General features: G+C 60.3%; 14 protein-coding genes and 1 tRNA gene. 5 read left to right on the top strand and 10 right to left on the bottom strand.

Translation table 11 applies throughout. From position 1 onward, the window contains the following. Positions 1 to 61: 61 nt before the first annotated feature. Positions 62 to 3,493, bottom strand: a complete 3,432-nt coding sequence (locus DFR46_RS05620; protein WP_116235555.1) for a TonB-dependent receptor — start codon at positions 3,491 to 3,493, stop codon at positions 62 to 64. Positions 3,494 to 3,720: 227 nt separating this feature from the next. Between DFR46_RS05620 and DFR46_RS05615 the strand changes: the two genes are divergently transcribed. After that, complete coding sequence (locus DFR46_RS05615) at positions 3,721 to 4,479, top strand: competence/damage-inducible protein A (RefSeq protein ID WP_116235554.1); 759 nt, start codon at positions 3,721 to 3,723, stop codon at positions 4,477 to 4,479. On the opposite strand, the gene DFR46_RS05610 is transcribed toward DFR46_RS05615, so the two are convergent. Continuing rightward, on the bottom strand, positions 4,476 to 5,705 hold the full coding sequence (locus DFR46_RS05610) for a TCR/Tet family MFS transporter (protein ID WP_116235553.1): 1,230 nt from the start codon (positions 5,703 to 5,705) through the stop codon (positions 4,476 to 4,478). The two genes, DFR46_RS05615 and DFR46_RS05610, sit on opposite strands and share 4 nt — an antisense overlap. 190 nt (positions 5,706 to 5,895) lie before the next feature. Continuing rightward, positions 5,896 to 5,969: transfer RNA gene (locus DFR46_RS05605), tRNA-Gly, on the bottom strand. A 113-nt stretch (positions 5,970 to 6,082) separates the two neighbouring features. On the opposite strand from DFR46_RS05605, the gene DFR46_RS05600 reads away from it, so the two are divergent. Beyond that, on the top strand, positions 6,083 to 6,883 hold the full coding sequence (locus DFR46_RS05600; RefSeq protein ID WP_162843397.1) for a DUF1499 domain-containing protein: 801 nt from the start codon (positions 6,083 to 6,085) through the stop codon (positions 6,881 to 6,883). Positions 6,884 to 6,895: 12 nt separating this feature from the next. Here DFR46_RS05600 and DFR46_RS05595 read toward each other — a convergent pair whose 3' ends face one another. From DFR46_RS05595 to DFR46_RS05565, 7 genes are all read right to left on the bottom strand, one after another. Then, complete coding sequence (locus tag DFR46_RS05595) at positions 6,896 to 8,542, bottom strand: methyl-accepting chemotaxis protein (RefSeq protein WP_116235551.1); 1,647 nt, start codon at positions 8,540 to 8,542, stop codon at positions 6,896 to 6,898. A gap of 71 nt (positions 8,543 to 8,613) precedes the next feature. After that, entirely contained in the window at positions 8,614 to 9,819 is a 1,206-nt protein-coding gene (locus tag DFR46_RS05590) for a threonine synthase (protein ID WP_116235550.1), read from the bottom strand. A 155-nt stretch (positions 9,820 to 9,974) separates the two neighbouring features. After that, the gene (gene rpsI / locus DFR46_RS05585) at positions 9,975 to 10,559 is read right to left on the bottom strand and encodes a 30S ribosomal protein S9 (RefSeq protein WP_116235549.1); all 585 of its coding nucleotides are present in this window, start codon (positions 10,557 to 10,559) and stop codon (positions 9,975 to 9,977) included. After that, positions 10,559 to 11,038 (bottom strand): 50S ribosomal protein L13, encoded by a 480-nt coding sequence (gene rplM, locus DFR46_RS05580; protein WP_116237173.1) that lies wholly within the window; start codon positions 11,036 to 11,038, stop codon positions 10,559 to 10,561. Before rplM ends, rpsI begins: the two co-directional genes overlap by 1 nt. Positions 11,039 to 11,229: 191 nt before the next feature. Continuing rightward, positions 11,230 to 12,150, bottom strand: a complete 921-nt coding sequence (locus tag DFR46_RS05575; RefSeq protein WP_116235548.1) for a hypothetical protein — start codon at positions 12,148 to 12,150, stop codon at positions 11,230 to 11,232. Beyond that, complete coding sequence (gene cutA / locus DFR46_RS05570) at positions 12,147 to 12,473, bottom strand: divalent-cation tolerance protein CutA (RefSeq protein WP_116235547.1); 327 nt, start codon at positions 12,471 to 12,473, stop codon at positions 12,147 to 12,149. Before cutA ends, DFR46_RS05575 begins: the two co-directional genes overlap by 4 nt. After that, a complete protein-coding gene (locus DFR46_RS05565; RefSeq protein WP_116235546.1) occupies positions 12,470 to 13,513 on the bottom strand; it encodes a COX15/CtaA family protein in 1,044 nt (347 codons plus the stop codon). The genes cutA and DFR46_RS05565 overlap by 4 nt, the downstream gene beginning before the upstream one ends. Positions 13,514 to 13,656: 143 nt before the next feature. On the opposite strand from DFR46_RS05565, the gene DFR46_RS05560 reads away from it, so the two are divergent. The 3 genes from DFR46_RS05560 (at position 13,657) to dxs (ending at position 16,578) form a co-directional block, all read left to right on the top strand. Beyond that, positions 13,657 to 14,025: a MerC domain-containing protein gene (locus DFR46_RS05560; RefSeq protein ID WP_116235545.1), complete on the top strand. Its 369-nt coding sequence runs from the start codon at positions 13,657 to 13,659 to the stop codon at positions 14,023 to 14,025. A gap of 82 nt (positions 14,026 to 14,107) precedes the next feature. Next, complete coding sequence (locus DFR46_RS05555) at positions 14,108 to 14,572, top strand: Fur family transcriptional regulator (protein WP_116235544.1); 465 nt, start codon at positions 14,108 to 14,110, stop codon at positions 14,570 to 14,572. A gap of 74 nt (positions 14,573 to 14,646) precedes the next feature. Beyond that, a complete protein-coding gene (dxs, locus tag DFR46_RS05550; RefSeq protein ID WP_116235543.1) occupies positions 14,647 to 16,578 on the top strand; it encodes a 1-deoxy-D-xylulose-5-phosphate synthase in 1,932 nt (643 codons plus the stop codon). Positions 16,579 to 16,610: the final 32 nt, after the last annotated feature.

The following is a 16,610-nucleotide window of genomic DNA, read 5'->3' as shown; positions in this document are numbered from 1 at the left end:
AAAAAGGCCGGCGGCAATTGCTTGCCGCCGGCCTCAATTCCAATCCTGGAAAGTCGGAACCCTAGAAGGTGTAGCGGGCGCCGATCTGGATCCGCCATGCCGAAGCCGAGGTCGAAACCTGCTGTTCAAAATCCGGGTTGAAGCCGGAAATGATGTAGCGGCCCTGATCGTCGATACCGTCTAGGTCGACAATGTCCACGACCTGCCCGTCGCCAAACCGGCCACGCGTCTTGAACGTATTCCAACTGCTGTTGAGCAGGTTCAGGAAATTGTCGATATCCGCGAACAGCTCGAACCGGTCGTCGGCAATGCCGAACCAGCTGCCCGGCCCCGGAAGTTCCTGGCTGATCCGCATGTCCAGATCATAGGTCCAGTCTTCGCGGCAGGTATTGCGCCGGATCGTCGTGCCAATGGCTTCACGCGAACAATCGAAATTGTTGGCGAAATTGATGAGTTCCAACACTTCGGACTGTACCGAGAGCGGCGAGATGTTCGGATCGTTCGGTCCGCTCGGGATATAGAGCAGGGCATTGTCGTTGCCCGAGGACCGGTCGTTGAATACACCGCCGCCATCGAACGTCATGCTGTAGGGCCGGCCGGAGCGGGCGCTGAAGAACATGCCCCATTGCGTGTCATATCCGTCGAGGAATTCTTCAGTGAAGTTCACCGCAAAGGTGAAGGCGTGCCGCGTCTCATAGTTCGACGTGGAGTTTGCCGGGTTCTGCCGGTCGAAGGCTGCCGATTCATCGAAGCTGGACGTTGCCGTCGAGCTGTTGTTGTTCCGGAAGTTGTTCGAATCTGTCCAGGCATAACCGAAGTTGACGAACACGCTGCCATTTTCGGTGAAGACGCCGCGATCGAACATCTTGGACAGGCTGAACGAGAAGACGTGGCTGTCATAAGAACGCCCATTGGTCAGCTGGATTTCGTCGTCGCGTCCGGTCCGGCATGCATTGGAGAAAGTCCCGGAATAGGTCGGAGGCGTTCCACCAGTGCCGTTCAAGGTCAGCGCACAACCCGCATTGGTCGGGTCGATGGCCACATAGATCGGTCGGCCATCGGCCGTGAAGCCGTTCAGCCCCTGGGTCGGATCGACAACCTGGGACAGGTCGACAAAGTTCAGTGGGTCCCGGAAGTGGCTGTAGATATAATCGACCTGCATCTGCCAGTTGTCGAAAAAGCCCTGGCCGAAACCGATTTCGGAAGAGAAGCCGATATTGGCCCGAACAACAGTTGGAACTTCGAAATTGGGATCCGTCGACTGAGTGTCGGCAAGGCCGGCTGCGGCCCGGTTTGATGCCGCTTGAGTGGCGCAGGCCGGGAAGCCCGTGAAGGTTCCACCCTGCACGACATTGATCGTGCCGTCCGGATTGCGGATGCCGGCGCACAGGGCATTGAATGTATCGCCGGTCGCGCTCGAGAAGCCGTTGTTCGAGAAGGCGTTGGAGAAATAAACGATGGGATCGCCGCCCGAGAAGATGCCCACACCGCCGGTCAGCTGGCTGTTACGCAGGAAGCCTTCATAGTCCTCGAAATTATAGGTGAATGCGACACGCGGCAGGAGAACAGGATCAAGCTGACTGAAGCCGAAATTGTTGCCGAACCCGTAGCGCTGCTGGAAATTGGGATTAACCCGCGGTGCACTGCCGTCATACCATTCAAGCCGGATGCCGGCGAGAATGCTGAGTTGATCGGTAACCTGCCAGTCATCCTGCGCATAGACCGAATAGATGGTCCGGTCGAAGGTTGCGCTTGCCTCGTTGATGTCGCCGCTCGGTGTCGCGTTGATCGTGCCGCCGCCGACAAGGCCCGCTGCGATATTGTCGGCGGTGTCGCCGAACACGCTCGAAAACGCGCCATCGGCAACAATGCCGTTCCGGAAATCGTCAAGATTGCGGAAGAAGAGCGTACCGGTCGCATTGATCGCAAACAGGTTGAACACATCGAGCTGGTTGATCTCGGCGCCGAACTTGATGTCGTGATCGCCATTTTGCCAGTTGGCGGTGATACGGGCCAGGTCTGTCCGGGTTTCAAGCGCATTGGCCGAACGGAAGATGCCGGGGCCGGCACTGAGGATGCCATTTTGCGTCGGGCCGACTACGCCAACCGAAAGGCGCGTGATCGGATTGCCGTCCTGCGCTTCGCCGCCGCCGACGGGGCCCTGAACGTCCGTCAGGTCTGATCGTGACACGCGCAGTTCGGTTGAGAAATCTTCACTCCAGTTCGAATAGACGCGCAGCGAATAATAGTCGGAGACCGTGCCTTCATCTTCGAAGCTGTTCAGGCCTGTCAGTTCCTGGTCGCCCGTATCGGATTCGACATTGGTTTCCTCGAGCCGCTGATAAGTGGCTTCGACGCGATGGTCGTCATTCACATACCAGTCGAGTCGGCCGAAATAGCGGACACTCGATTCAGGCAGTGAACGCGGATAGCCGCCGACATCGACGCCGTAGACGCTCTGTGCGATCTGCGCGAATTCGTCGAACTGCGCCTGGGTGGCGAAATTGGTTTCGTTCGGGAAACCGCCGCCTGTGGGGCCGGTATCGTTTGCGTCGCCAAGATCGGTTTCCTCATAGGCACCGAAGAAGAAGAGGCGGTCGGGAATGATCGGCCCGCCCAGCGTAACGCCCCAGCGCTTCTCTTCGAACGGTGCGGGGGTAAAGTCGTTGCCGTCGATCGTGTCGCCGCGAAGGTCTTCGTTCCGGAATGTGTAAAAGGCCGAACCATGGAACTGATTGGAGCCGGACTGGGTTACGACGTTGACGGCGCAGCCGGTAAAGCCGGAATATTCGACGTCGAACGGTGCAAACTCGATCGAAGTTTCGCGGATTGCATCAAAAGGCAGCGGCAGTGCGTTGCGTGCAGCAAACGGCGTACCGTTCAGTCCGAAAACATCGGCCTGCACGATACCGTCGACCGTAAAGGTGTTGGACCGGTCATTGCCGCCGAGGCAGGAAATCCGGTCGACCTCATTGGCACGATCGAGGCTGACGCGCGGATCGATGCGGATCAGGTCGCGAACGTCGCGGGAAATCGAGGGGAAGCTCTCAAGCACTTCCTGGTTGAACGAATTGCCCGGTCCAACCGCGAGCTGAACCAGATTGGCGCGCGCTGCGGTGACAACGATTGTCGCTTCGCTGGTGCTGGCCGAGAGATCGAAAGTCAATGATGTCGCGCCGGAAAGGTTGATGCGGACATTTTCGACCGTCTGACCCTCGAAACCCGGGGCCGTCGCCGTAATTGTGTAAGGCCCGCCTGTGACAAGGTTGCTGGCGCGGAAGGCGCCGTCGGAGCTGGATGTAATCCGGCTGGTAGCGCCCGTGCGGGTGTCGGTTATGGCGACGGTCGCATTTGGGATGCCGTTGCCCGAATCATCCTGCACCTGACCCTGTATGCCCGATGTGATTTGTTGCGCTGCAGCAGGAGTCGCGATGACGCCAGCCATGGAAATCGAAGCCGTGCTCGCGGCCAGAAAGACTTTGAAAAATCGCATGATTGTCCCCGATGGGTTTGTTGATTGAGTCGGTGATCGATGCCTTGATCTATTCCGGCTGCCGATCGTTCGAAACGCCCACTACATGTTTGGAATGTCACTAATGTTACATTTTCGGCGGTTTGCGGAGTCAGTTAGTCCCCAGTCAAAACCTTTTTCGGAACCTGTGTTATTCTTGAGACACTTGATGCTTTGCGCGCTGCTGGTCGGCGCGCTAAGGCGAGGGCATGGACAATAAGAAAATCTGGAAAGCCGGCCTTATCGTTATCGGCGACGAAATTCTGTCGGGCAGGACGCAGGACAAGAATGTTGCTGCACTTGCGAAGTGGCTTAACGTTCAGGGCATCCAGCTCGCCGAAGTGCGGATAGTGCCCGATATTATCGAGCATATTGCGGAAGCGGTGAATGAAGTGCGCGCCACCACCGACTATCTGTTCACGACCGGCGGTATCGGGCCGACTCATGACGATATCACCGTTGACGCAGTAGCGGCGGCCATCGGGGCGGATGTGATCGTGCATCCCCGGGCGCGGGCGATGCTCGAAGGCTATTATGGCGACAAAGGCGGCCTGACCGAGGCACGACTTCGCATGGCCCGGGTGCCGGATGGGGGCGAGCTTATCGAGAACAGGATGTCGGGCGCACCGGGTATCAGGCACGGCAATATTTTCATCATGGCCGGTATTCCTGCAATCGCGGCGCAGATGATGGATGCGCTTACCGGGCAGCTTGAAGGCGGCGATCCGGTGATATCCGAAACAATCGGATGCTGGACCGCCGAAAGCGAAGTGGCGGACATATTGGGAGCCGTCGAGAACGCGCATCCGGAATGCCAGATTGGCAGCTATCCCTTTTTCCGGGAAGGCAGGGTAGGAGCCAATTTCGTTGTCCGCTCAACCGATGCTGCGCAGCTTGCGACATGCGTTGCCGCGCTGACGGCCGCTTTGGCAGACCAGGGCCAGCAGGTGACGGCTGGCGGTATCTAGTTCGCTTCGGCGTGCGATCCGGCCCGGCGCGTGAATAGCAATATGACCAATGCGGTGGCTGCAAAGGCTGCGGCAATCGCGAATGCCGCGCCCGGGAAATAAACGGGAGCGTACGGGCTTGAAAAATAGGCAAGAGAAGGATTGAACAGCAACGGTGCGGTAATCGCCGAAAGCGCGGTTAGGCTGGCAACGAAGCCCTGCAGTTCACCTTGCATGCTTGCTGGAACACGTTGGCTCATCATCGCGCTCAGTGCGGGGCCTCCCAGGGCGGCCAACGCGGTGGCTGTCATGATCACAAAAATGGCCCAACCCCAGGGATTCACCGCATATAAGGCATAAGCGACTGCGCTGAGCGCGATCCCGATGATTGCGTTCCGGCGTTCGCCAAGGCGCTTCACCATGGGGCCAACTGCCAGAGCCTGGACCAGGGCCATCAACATGCCCGTCCATGCGAGTGACACGCCGATCATACCCGGGGACCATGCGAAACGGATCTGGGTGAAATAGGCCCAGGTCGTCGGATAGATATTCTGCGCTGTCATCCAGAAGAGGTAGATGAGCGCAATGGGAAGGACGCCGGGCATATTGCGGAGCTTGAGCAGAGCGCCAAGCGGATTGGCGCGCATAAGCTTGAAAGGGCGCCGGTTTTCCCGGGCCAAAGTCTCTGGAAAGGCGAAAAAGCCATATAGCAGGTTCGCCGCGCCGAGCCCCGAGGCCACGAAGAAAGGCAACCTCGTCCCGAACTCGCCGATGATGCCGCCAATTGCCGGCCCGACGATAAACCCCGTTCCAAAGGCGGCACCGATCAAACCGAAGCCGCGGGCGCGGTCTTTCTCGTCATAGATGTCCGCCATCGCGGCATAGGCGGTGGAGAAGGCCGCGCCGAAAGTACCGGCGATGGCCCGGCCGAGGAATAGCCATGCCAGGGTCGGTGCAAAACCCATCACGGCATAGTCGATACTGAATCCGGCAAGCGAAACCAGCAAGACGGGGCGCCGGCCGAACCGATCGCTGAGATTGCCGATAAACGGCCCGCAGACGAACTGGAACAGCGCATAGGTGAGGATAAGCCAGCCGCCGATCCGCGCAGCATCCGAAAGCGTCACATCGCCCAGCTCAACCACAAGTTGCGGCAATACCGGCATGATTATGCCGAAGCCGACAGCATAGATGAAAATCGTGCCAAGCACGAAACGCGTGGCGGGTTTGGCTTTCGCGGCGTCCATCGCGATCCACTAGTCAGCTGTCGCCGGCATGTCGCGGAAAAAAACATGTTTGCCCCGCCCAATGAGTCAACCGCGGGTGCATCGATTGGCGCTACCGCATTCAGTGCTGCGGGTAAGCGGAAACGAACCACCGAGCCCAGGTCTTGGCCAAGGCGTCCGAAAAGATCGAGGGTTTGAGAGCTGACGCTCGTGGAGCGGGTGAAGGGAATCGAACCCTCGTCGTCAGCTTGGGAAGCTGCTGCTCTACCATTGAGCTACACCCGCGTCGGGGCGGCGATCTTTCGCAAAAGCGGGCCTGCTTGTCTATGGGGCTTCACCAAGCTTTGCGGGTTGGACAGCCGCTGCTAGACTGGCGGAAGGAAAAGGGGAGGGCAATTATGGCGGACGAACAGGGGCGGACACCGCATCCAGTCATCAAATGGATTTCGCGCATTGGCGTGGCGCTGGGTATCGGCGCGCCTGTTGTTGCCGTTGCAATGGCGCTGGGGACGGGCGCCGGGATGATCGATTGGCAGACGAGCCTCGGTTCGCTGCGGAATCTGACCTATGCTGCGATGGCGGGTGGCGGGCTATCGTTGCTGGCGGTGGTCGCTTTGCTGGTGAGCCGGCATGGGAAGCGTTTGCGCTGGCCGCTGGTGGCAATTGTGCTGGCGAGTGCTTTTGTCGGTTACGCGTCATACAGTTTCGGCAAGGCTGCAACGGTGCCGCCGATCCACGATATCACCACCGATCTCTCTAACCCGCCGGAGTTCACTACGCTCGCCCTGCGGGCTGACAATCGCGAGGTCGTGCCCGATGGCGGCCGCGCTGACCTTGCGGTTCTCGACAATGCGGCGCGTTGGCGGCGGTGGCATGAAGAAGCCTATGCCGATATTCAGCCGATCCTGGTGCCGGTATCGGTCCCCGACGCCGTGGCAGCGGCGGAACAACTGGTGGAAGATCGCGGATGGGAACTGGCGGTCGCCGACCCGGCAGCCGGCCGTATCGAGGCGACGGACACCGTTTCCATCTATCGCTTCAGGGACGATGTCGTGCTGCGGATAACGCCCAATCCTGATGGCGAGGGGAGCGTCGTCAACATGCGGTCCGTGAGCCGTGTCGGGGTGAGCGACCTGGGCGTGAATGGAGATCGCATCCGCGCGTTTCTCACCGACCTGGCGGCGGCAACCGGCGAATGATGGGAGCGCGCGTCAGGCGGCGCTAAGCTCGTCGAGAAACGCGGTCGTTGCGTTGCGCAGAGCATCTGCCTGTTCGGCCAGGCTTTCGGCGGTTTTACTGACATCGGCGCTTAGCGTTCCGCTGTTCTGGGCGGCGCCGGCGACGCGCTGGATATTCTGCTGGACATCGTCTGTATCGCGCGCGGCCTGAATGCTGTTGTCGCCGATATTGCGCGTGGCTTCGCGCTGCTGGATGACAGCCGACGCGATCGAATGTGAGACTTCGGTTATGCCGCCGATCTCCTGAGTTGCCTTGGCCATCGCATTGACGGCCTGTTTGACCGCGTCGTCGATTTCGCTGAGCTGACGGCCGACCTTGTTGGTGGCCTCTGTCGTCTGCTGGGCCAGCGATTTGACCTCCTGTGCGACCACGCTGAAGCCGCGGCCAGCATCTCCGGCGCGTGCAGCCTCAATCGTGGCGTTGAGCGCGAGAAGATTGGTCTGGCCCGCGATTTCAGAAATCAGGGTCACGATCTTGCCGATGCCCTCGGTCCGTTCGGTCAGTATCTTCATGGCGGTATCGCTCTCGCTCGCCGCATCGGACGCCGCCATATTGAGGGTCAGGGCATTACCGATCTGGTCCGAAATTTCGCTGATCGAGGAATCGAGTTGCTGCACGGCGCTGGCTACGAGCTGCACGGCGTTGTTCGCGCCCGAAGCATGTTCCGAAACCATCGACGCATCGGTGCTCGTTTCGCCGGATATCCTCGCCAGTTCGGAGGATGAGAGGTCCAGTTTGGCGATTGCCTCGCCAAGGCCGCTCGCCACTTTAACAACGGACTGTTTGAAACGTTCGCCGAGTTCCAGCAGCTCCTTATGGCGTTGTTTGGCCATTTCTTCCCGCTCCGCGAGGCGGGACTGGGCATCTTCAATCTCACGCTTGCCTTCAATTTTTACCCGCTCCTGTTCGGCCACCAACAAGGCTCTGCGCTCGGCCTCCGATTCGGTTAGTTTTTCCATGGCCATGCTGTTTGCGACGAGCTGGCTCGACTGGTCGACGACCGTGCGGCTGAGCACGAAGAGCAGGATCAGGAGCAGCGGAAGCAGGAACCACTGCCCGGCGATGTCGCGCATCACGACGCTGAAAATGAAATCGAGGGCGATCGGCAGCGAGAAACAGGCAAAGGCCGAGGGCAGGGTGATGAACATCAGCGCACCCATGCAGATCAGCCCGACCTGCAATGTGACAACAAATATCCGCATCTGTTCGCTTCCGCCGGCATAGAAGGCATCCAGCATAATGCTCCAGCCGATTGCGGCGACGGCTGCGTTGATGCAGATCGTCACGGCCAGTGATCGGGGGTCCCCGATTTTGTCCTCGACGGCCGTGGACGAGAAACGCAAAAGCCCGAATATCGAGCATGCCGCGACAAGCATCGCGCCGACGATCAAGCGGTGCAGGGTGGTGGAGTCGGAATAGAGCAGGACCAGCAGCGGAGCCAGAATGAGCGCCGTTGGCAGCAGGCTGTAATAGGAGTGACTTGCGGAACGTATCTGGTTTTGCAGAGCGCGGTAACGGAAGGTGCCGGTGCGCGCGCTGATGCGAAGGAGCTCGCGGACATAAAAGCGCGGTTTCCCCTGCCAACTTCTCTCGGTCCTATTGTCGCTGGCGTCAGGCAATGCTCTACCCCGGGTAAACAGAGCATGAGTTTATGGGGTAGGTGTAAAAAAGCTGTTAACCAACCGGTTCGTCAGTCGAACATCGCCCAGTCAATCGGCGCATCGAGATCTAGGCGAGGCACATCGTCCGGCATCGGATATTTAAGGCCGTTGCCGCAGTTGAAGAGTATGGCGCGGTCATCAGGGCCGACCTGTCCGGATTCCAGTGCTTTGCTGTAACCGGCGACCGTCGCAGCGCCTTCGGGGCAGAGAAGGAGTCCTTCGTCGCGGGCCGTGTGCGCGCGCGCATCGAAAATTTCCTCTTCCTCGACGGCGATGGCAAAGCCGTCCGATTCCCGCAGGGCGCGCAATATCAGGAAATCGCCGATGGCGGCAGGCACACGGATACCGGCCGCGGCCGTGGATGCATCGTCCCAGCGCTCGGCGCATTGCGCTCCCTTGTTCCAGGCGCGAACGATCGGCGCGCACCCGGACGCCTGCACGGCGATCATGCGCGGGCGTTTCGAGCCGATGAGGCCGACGGCCTCGAGTTCGGCGAAAGCCTTCCACATGCCGATCAGCCCGGTGCCTCCGCCGGTCGGATAGAAGATGACGTCGGGCACCTGCCAGCCAAGTTGCTCGGCCAGCTCGATTCCCATCGTTTTCTTGCCTTCGACGCGATAGGGTTCGCGCAGCGTGGCAATGTTGAACCAGCCCGCTTCCTTTTCGCCGGCATGCACAATCCTGCCGCATTGATCGATAAGGCCGTTGCAGCGCCAGACCTTGCCTCCCTGCAATGCGGTCTCGCGGACATTGATGTCGGGCGTGTCGTCCGGACAGAAAACGAAGCTCTCGATCCCGGCGCGGCTGGCATAAGCGGCGGTGGCTGCGCCGGCATTGCCATTGGTGGGGATGGCGACCCGCGTGACGCCCAGTTCCTTTGCCATGGCGATCGAAAGCGCCAAGCCCCGCGCCTTGAACGATCCGGTGGGCAGCCTCCCTTCATCCTTTATCGATGCGTTGCCGCCGGCAAGGCGCTCCAGGGGAATAAGGGGCGTGAACGTCTCGCCAAGACTGGAGATGTTTGCTCGGTCCCGAACCGGAAGCAGTTCGCTGTATCGCCAGAAATTGGCCGGTCGGCCTGCAAAACTATCTTTGGTCAGAACCCCGCGAAGCGCGTCGAGATCGTAGCGGGCAAAGAGCGGCGCGCCCGCCGCAGACAGATTGTGCAACCGGCCGGCTTTGGCCGTTTCACCCGTACGGGTACATTCAAGATGCGTAATATGGCTGGTTGTCACGCTTGCGTCCCGATTTCTGTTTGGAAGCCTTTAGCCGCTGTTGTGCGAATAAAAAAGAACGGCGCGACATCGCACGGGGACGGGGCGACGCGGCAGGCAAAAAAATGGCCCCGCCGACAGCAGTGTCGACGAGGCCAGATTCCGATATGCGGCTTTTAGCGTTTCGAGAACTGGAAGCTCTTGCGCGCTTTGGCCCGGCCATATTTCTTACGTTCGACGACGCGGCTGTCGCGGGTAAGAAACCCGGCTGCCTTCATCGTACCGCGCAGCTTCGGCTCGTAGCGCGAAAGCGCCTGGCTGATGCCATGTTTCACGGCGCCGGCCTGGCCGGAAAGCCCGCCGCCCTTAACGGTTGCGACGATGTCATACTGGCCTTTGCGATCCGAAATATCGAACGGCTGGTTGATGACGAGGCGCAGCGTGGGGCGAGCGAAATAGGTCGACTGATCGCGGCCATTCACCGTGATCTTGCCTTTGCCGGGTTTCAGCCAGACGCGGGCAACCGCATCCTTGCGGCGGCCGGTTGCATAAGCGCGGCCCAGATCGTCGATTTCCTGCTCGCGGAGCGGGGTTTCTTCAACCGGCGGGGCTGCTTCTTCAACGGTTTCGGCCGGAGCTTCGTCAGCGGCTTCCGCCGGTGCTTCTGCTTCAGCAGCCGGCTTTGCTTCCGCTGCCGGTTCGGCAGCGGCGGCTTCGGTGATCTCTTTGAGATCGGAAAGCGATTGGCGTTTGTCAGACATTATGCGCCCACCTTGTTCTTGCGATTACGGGAAGCGAGATCGATGACCTCTGGCTTGAGGGCCTCGTGCGGATGTTCGGTGCCTCCGAAGATGCGCAGGTTGCGCATCTGCTGGCGACCAAGCGGGCCGCGCGGGATCATCCGTTCGACGGCTTTCTCAAGAACGCGTTCGGGGAACTTGCCCTCGAAAATGCGTTCCGGCGTGGTTTCCTTCAGGCCGCCCGGATAACCGGTATGCTTGTAATACACCTTGTCGCTCGTCTTGTTGCCGGTGAAATGCACTTTGGCGGCATTGATGACGATAACATTGTCGCCGCAATCGATATGCGGTGTGTAATTCGGCTTGTGCTTGCCGCGCAGGATCTTCGCGATCTCGGCAGCGGCGCGACCAACGATCAGACCTTCCGCGTCGATCAGCACCCATTTCTTTTCCACTTCGAACTTATTGGCCGAGCGGGTGGTTTTCGTGAGCCCTTTCATGGCCTCAACCTCCATAAGGGGCTTGGTGCCCCGGCTTGTGTAAAAAACAGATACGCTGCCCCATGGGAGCAGCATTTCGACGGGCCTATTGGCGACAAATCGCCGCTGGGTCAAGCATAGTGCGGCCTTCAAGAAGGGTATTATAATACCACTAGATGGCAGCTGTTTCGTTGGGCGGCGCCGATGCCGACCTAATTGGAACCCGTGCTGGTCCGGTCGCCTGCCGGGATTTCTTCGATCAGGCGGATGGTAACGGTCTCGCGATAGGGCTGCGTTTCTGCGCCCCCGCGTGCTTCGAATGCGCGGGAGCGCTCCATGCGGTGAACGAGTCCACTGGATGGAGCGGCCCGATATTGCACCTGCTCGCGGATCGCGAACTGCCCAGCAGTATTGGCGATTCCGGCGATTTCGATCTCGGCCATGTCTTCGGCAACCAGCCCGGCGGAGATCGTGCCGGTGAACGGAACCGTTCCGCCGAGCGGAGATGCGATATCGTCTTCATGCGGATTTTCGCCGATCGCGATGGTGCGTCCGGCAAGCGAGATCAGGTCGTCGATCACGATCAACATGCCGTTCCGGCGGAGTGCGCCATCCTGTTCCCGGATCGCCGCCAATATCCCCAGCATCTGGGCGCGTTCTTCCTCGCCGATACCGGTCCGGGACCGCATTTCGGACTCGATGAGTGCAAAGCCATCCAGCGTGGCCGCCCAGACGGCCTCTTCGCTCCGAATAGCGAGGGGGCCGCCATCGGGCGAGAGTTCGATAGCATAGCGGATATTCAGCATCGGCGCCGCGACTGTTTCGGCGAGCCGCGCGCGCTGTTCGTTGCCCAGCCCCTCGATGCCGGTGAGTTCCACCCAGACCAGATATCCGCCCTCGCGTCGTTCGAAGGAATAGTCGTAGAAGAGCCTCGCTCCTGAAGGACGCCCGTCCACAAGGCCCGCGCGAACCTGCTCATATCGCAATATCGTTCCGATTGGCGGCGCAAAGGCGAATTCGATCACCTGCATTTCCGCTTCGGCGCTTGAGGCGCCCTGCGGAGGCTGTGCAGGCGTCGGGGCGGTGAACAGCACGATGCCGGCAGCCAGCGCAAGCGAGCGGGGTGCAGTCACTCGGCGGCTCCCGTTTCGGCCAAAACCCAATCCAGATATCCTGGTGCGGCGCGCTCTATCGGCCATTGGCAGACCGCCGGCACATCGTAGCTGTGCATTGCGGCAATTTCGGCGATCAGCCGTTCGGCAAGGCCGGCGGATGTCTTGAACAGAGCCGGAACCTCTTTCGCCTGTTCGACAGCGCCTTGCCAGCGATAAAGGGATTGGGCCGGACCGAGAATGTTGACGCAGGCGGCCAGCCGTGTGTCGATCATGGCCCGGCCGATGCGTTCGGCCTCGTCGTGCGAGCCGAATACCGCATAGACCGTCGCGATCGCGCTCATCCTGGCGGGCGGCCGATCAGATGAACACCCCATACTGTCGTTACAACGACCAGCGCGCCGACGCCCTGGTGTGCGGTGGCGACGGCGATATTCACCCCGGTCAGCAGGGTTGCGATACCAAGCAGGAACTGCGTGCCGAAGGCGCTGTGGATAGCCACAGAGGCCACGCGGTTGTCCGCGCGCACCTTGCGCGCCAGCCAGACAAGCGCGATCACGGTAACAACCGCCCACCAGCGATGGCTGAACTGGACGACGATGGGATTGTCGACAAAGTTCCGCCAGAAGCCGCCGAGCATCGGTGTGTTGGCCGGGAACCATTCGCTGCCCATCATCGGCCAGGTCGAAAACGCGTAGCCCGCCTCCAGCCCTGCGGTGAACGCGCCGAGCATGATCTGGACGGCGAGAATGAGGATCACCACCAAGCCAAAGCCTGTCATTCGCGCGGGCCTGGCATCCGCATTCCTGTGCAGCGCAAAAAGGTCGAGCGCGGTCCAGACCAGTCCGCCCAGAATGAGCAATGCTGTCATCAGATGCACGGCGAGCCGGATATGGCTGACGTCCGGCCTGTCGACGAGGCCACTTGCCACCATCCACCAGCCGATCGCTCCCTGCAGCCCGCCAAGCGCGAGCAGTGCAACCAGCCGCAGATGATAGCCGGACGGAATGGCCTTTTTCATCCAGAACCAGGCAAGGGGCAGGGCGAAAGCGAGGCCGATTAGCCGCCCCAGCACGCGGTGGAGATACTCCCAGAAGAAAATCGCCTGAAATTCCGCCATGGACATGCCGTGATTGACCTGGATGTATTCGGGCGTCGCGCGATAGGCGTCGAGCTCCGCCTGCCACTGTTCCGCGTTGAGCGGGGGGATTATCCCGGAGATCGGTTCCCAGCGCACCATGGAAAGCCCGGATTCAGTCAATCGCGTGATACCGCCGACAACGACCATAACGAAAACAAGCGCGCCGACACCGAGCAGCCACCAGGCGACGGCCTTGGGCCAGTATGGCGCGGATGTGGACGGGGAGGGAGCGGAGCCGGTCATGCTGCCGATGGAGATATGCCTCCTGCGACCGATTGCCAACACCCGGATTTTCTTGTTGTGTGATATTGTATCTTCCGTGTAATATCATATCTGGTCGATGACCGGGCGACATGAGTCGTGCTGGCGAGAAGGAATTTGCCTCAATGCCGCGATTGGCGACAGAAAATGGTGTGCTGGACCGATGGGCCATTGGGCTGTCGGGCCTGTGTCTCGTCCATTGCCTGTCGGTTTCCGTCATTTTGGCGCTGGCCTCGTCGGCCGGCGGTGTCCTGCTCGATCCGATTGTCCATGAGGTTGGCCTGGTGCTCGCAATCCTTTTCGGAATTGTCGCAATCGGGCGCGGCGCGCTTAAACATGGCTATCTTCTGCCGGTAGCGATCAGCTCGCTTGGGATCGGTGCGATGGCGGGCGCCCTGTCTCTGCCGCATGGCGATATGGAACTGCTCTATACGATCCTCGGTGTTGGGCTTCTCGCGCTCGGCCATGATCTCAACCGCCGGGCCTTTTCCTGACGCCGCCCTCCCGGCACTGGTTGTGGGTAGCCGGGCCGTACGGGGATTGCGAAGCGGCGGCATCGCGCTTACCTTTTGATCCATGGCTATTCACAATCACAACCATGTCCTGCACGAGGGTGCTGCCTTGTCGTCCGCCGCGCAAATAGCGCTCGAACGGTCCGGCGAGCAATGGACAAAGATGCGCGCAGCCGTGTTCGATGCGCTCGCTACGTTCGAGCGCCCGGCATCCGCCTATGACATCGCTGAAGCGGTATCGAACGCGCAGGAGCGCCGGGTGGCGGCTAACAGCGTCTATCGTATCCTCGATCTGTTCACGACGGCGAATGTTGCGCGGCGGATCGAAAGCGCCAATGCCTATCTCGTCAACCGCCACCCCGATTGCGTGCATGATTGCATCTTCCTGGTATGCGATGGCTGTGGCGAAACGACCCATCTCGATGACGACAAGCTTGCCGACGGTGTGCGCGCGGCGGCTCGGCAACAGGGATTCAATCCTGAACGGCCGGTGATCGAAGTGCGGGGCCTGTGTTCCGAATGCGGCTGACGCCGGTGTCCAGCCGGTTCGACTCCGGCTTTCCCCGCCCCTAAAAGAGCGAATCGAGAAAGGTTGCGTTACTCATGTCCGATCGCCCCATTACCCCGCTGCTCGACCAGGTCGAGTATCCGGCGGATCTGCGAAAGCTCAATCCCGAACAATTGACCCAATTTGCCGACGAACTGCGGGAGGAGGTTATCTCCGCGGTTTCGGTTACCGGCGGGCATCTGGGGGCAGGGCTCGGCGTGGTCGAGCTCACGGCCGCCATCCATTATGTCTTCAACACGCCCGAAGACCGGCTGGTCTGGGATGTCGGGCATCAATGCTACCCACACAAGATCGTCACCGGAAGGCGCGATCGCATCCGCACACTGCGCCAGGCCGAAGGGCTTTCGGGTTTCACCAAGCGGTCCGAAAGCGAATATGATCCTTTCGGCGCTGCGCACAGCTCGACATCGATCTCCGCAGCGCTGGGTTTCGCCACCGCGAACATGCTGGCCGACAAGCCAGGCAAGGCGATCGCGGTCATCGGCGACGGCGCGATGAGCGCGGGCATGGCCTATGAAGCGATGAACAATGCCGAAGCCGCGGGCAATCGGCTCGTCGTCATCCTCAACGACAATGACATGTCGATCGCGCCGCCTGTTGGCGGTCTGTCCGGCTATCTGGCGCGCCTGATCTCGTCGCGCGAGTTTCTGGGCCTGCGCGATATTGCAAAGAAAGTCGCAAAAAGGCTTCCCAAGCGCTTGCAAACAACGGCCAAAAAAGCAGACGAATATACACGCGGCATGGTGACCGGCGGTACGCTGTTCGAGGAGCTGGGCTTCTACTATGTCGGCCCGATCGACGGTCATGACATGAATCAGTTGATCCCCGTGCTCGAAAATGTGCGCGATGCGGCCGAGGGGCCGTGTCTGATCCATGTTGTGACGCAAAAAGGCAAAGGCTATTCCCACGCCGAGCAATCCGCAGACAAATATCACGGCGTCGCCAAGTTCGATGTCGTGACCGGGAAACAGGACAAGGGCCCGGGCGGCGGACCGCCAAGCTATACCAATGTTTTCGCCAGCGCCCTGATTGCCGAAGCCGAGAAAGACGATGGCATTTGCGCAATCACCGCGGCGATGCCCGGCGGCACGGGTGTCGACAAATTCGGCGCTGCTTTTCCCGACCGCTCCTTCGATGTTGGTATTGCCGAGCAGCATGCGGTGACTTTCGGTGCCGGGCTTGCTGCGCAGGGGATGAAGCCGTTCGTGGTCATCTATTCCACTTTCCTGCAGCGCGCCTATGACCAGGTCGTCCATGATGTGGCGATCCAGAACCTGCCCGTCCGTTTTGCTATGGACCGGGCCGGTTTCGTCGGGGCCGACGGTTCGACCCATGCCGGAAGTTTCGATATCGCCTATCTCGCGACTTTGCCGAACTTCGTGGTCATGGCCGCCGCCGACGAGGCGGAGCTGACCAACATGGTCCATACTATGGCCGATTATGACGACGGCCCCATCGCGGTTCGCTATCCGCGCGGCGCTGGCACGGGCGCAGCCATTCCCGATACGCCTGAAAAGCTGGAAATCGGCAAGGGCCGGATTGTGCGCCATGGCAGCAAAGTTGCGATCCTGTCGCTGGGTGCACGGCTCGAAGAGGCCAAGAAAGCGGCGGATCGTCTCGATGCGATGGGACTAAGCACCACGGTGGCCGATCTGCGCTTCGCCAAACCGCTCGACAATGACCTGATCCGGCAATTGCTGACCAGCCATGAAGTCGCGATCACGATCGAAGAGGCAAGTGTCGGCGGTTTCGGCGCGCATGTGCTGACCATGGCGAGCGATGACGGCTTGACCGATGCCGGGCTCACCGTCCGCACCATGCGGATGCCCGATGAATTTATCGATCAGGACAAGCCGGAGAAACAATATGCCATGGCGGGGCTCGATGCCGATGGTATCGTCGACACGGCCCTCAAAGCGTTGCGTCACAACAGTGTGAATGTGGAGGAATTGGGGGAGCGGGCTTAAGTTCTTTCCCAATTCAGGAAAGGGCCTCCTCC

The organism is Parasphingopyxis lamellibrachiae (assembly GCF_003385775.1).
Classification (GTDB): domain Bacteria; phylum Pseudomonadota; class Alphaproteobacteria; order Sphingomonadales; family Sphingomonadaceae; genus Parasphingopyxis; species Parasphingopyxis lamellibrachiae.
Note: the sequence above shows the minus strand (reverse complement) of the source record. Positions and strands in the feature narration are given on the sequence as shown.

What these genes read in the sequence shown, in the direction of transcription:
- DFR46_RS05615 (WP_116235554.1), top strand. Translation starts at nt 3,721, where the DNA reads ATGGACAATAAGAAAATCTGGAAAGCCGGCCTTATCGTTATCGGCGAC.
- dxs (WP_116235543.1), top strand. Translation starts at nt 14,647, where the DNA reads ATGTCCGATCGCCCCATTACCCCGCTGCTCGACCAGGTCGAGTATCCG.
- DFR46_RS05600 (WP_162843397.1), top strand. Translation starts at nt 6,083, where the DNA reads ATGGCGGACGAACAGGGGCGGACACCGCATCCAGTCATCAAATGGATT.
- cutA (WP_116235547.1), bottom strand. Translation starts at nt 12,473, where the DNA reads ATGAGCGCGATCGCGACGGTCTATGCGGTATTCGGCTCGCACGACGAG.
- DFR46_RS05560 (WP_116235545.1), top strand. Translation starts at nt 13,657, where the DNA reads ATGCCGCGATTGGCGACAGAAAATGGTGTGCTGGACCGATGGGCCATT.
- DFR46_RS05555 (WP_116235544.1), top strand. Translation starts at nt 14,108, where the DNA reads ATGGCTATTCACAATCACAACCATGTCCTGCACGAGGGTGCTGCCTTG.
- DFR46_RS05565 (WP_116235546.1), bottom strand. Translation starts at nt 13,513, where the DNA reads ATGACCGGCTCCGCTCCCTCCCCGTCCACATCCGCGCCATACTGGCCC.
- DFR46_RS05610 (WP_116235553.1), bottom strand. Translation starts at nt 5,705, where the DNA reads ATGGACGCCGCGAAAGCCAAACCCGCCACGCGTTTCGTGCTTGGCACG.
- rpsI (WP_116235549.1), bottom strand. Translation starts at nt 10,559, where the DNA reads ATGTCTGACAAACGCCAATCGCTTTCCGATCTCAAAGAGATCACCGAA.
- DFR46_RS05620 (WP_116235555.1), bottom strand. Translation starts at nt 3,493, where the DNA reads ATGCGATTTTTCAAAGTCTTTCTGGCCGCGAGCACGGCTTCGATTTCC.
- rplM (WP_116237173.1), bottom strand. Translation starts at nt 11,038, where the DNA reads ATGAAAGGGCTCACGAAAACCACCCGCTCGGCCAATAAGTTCGAAGTG.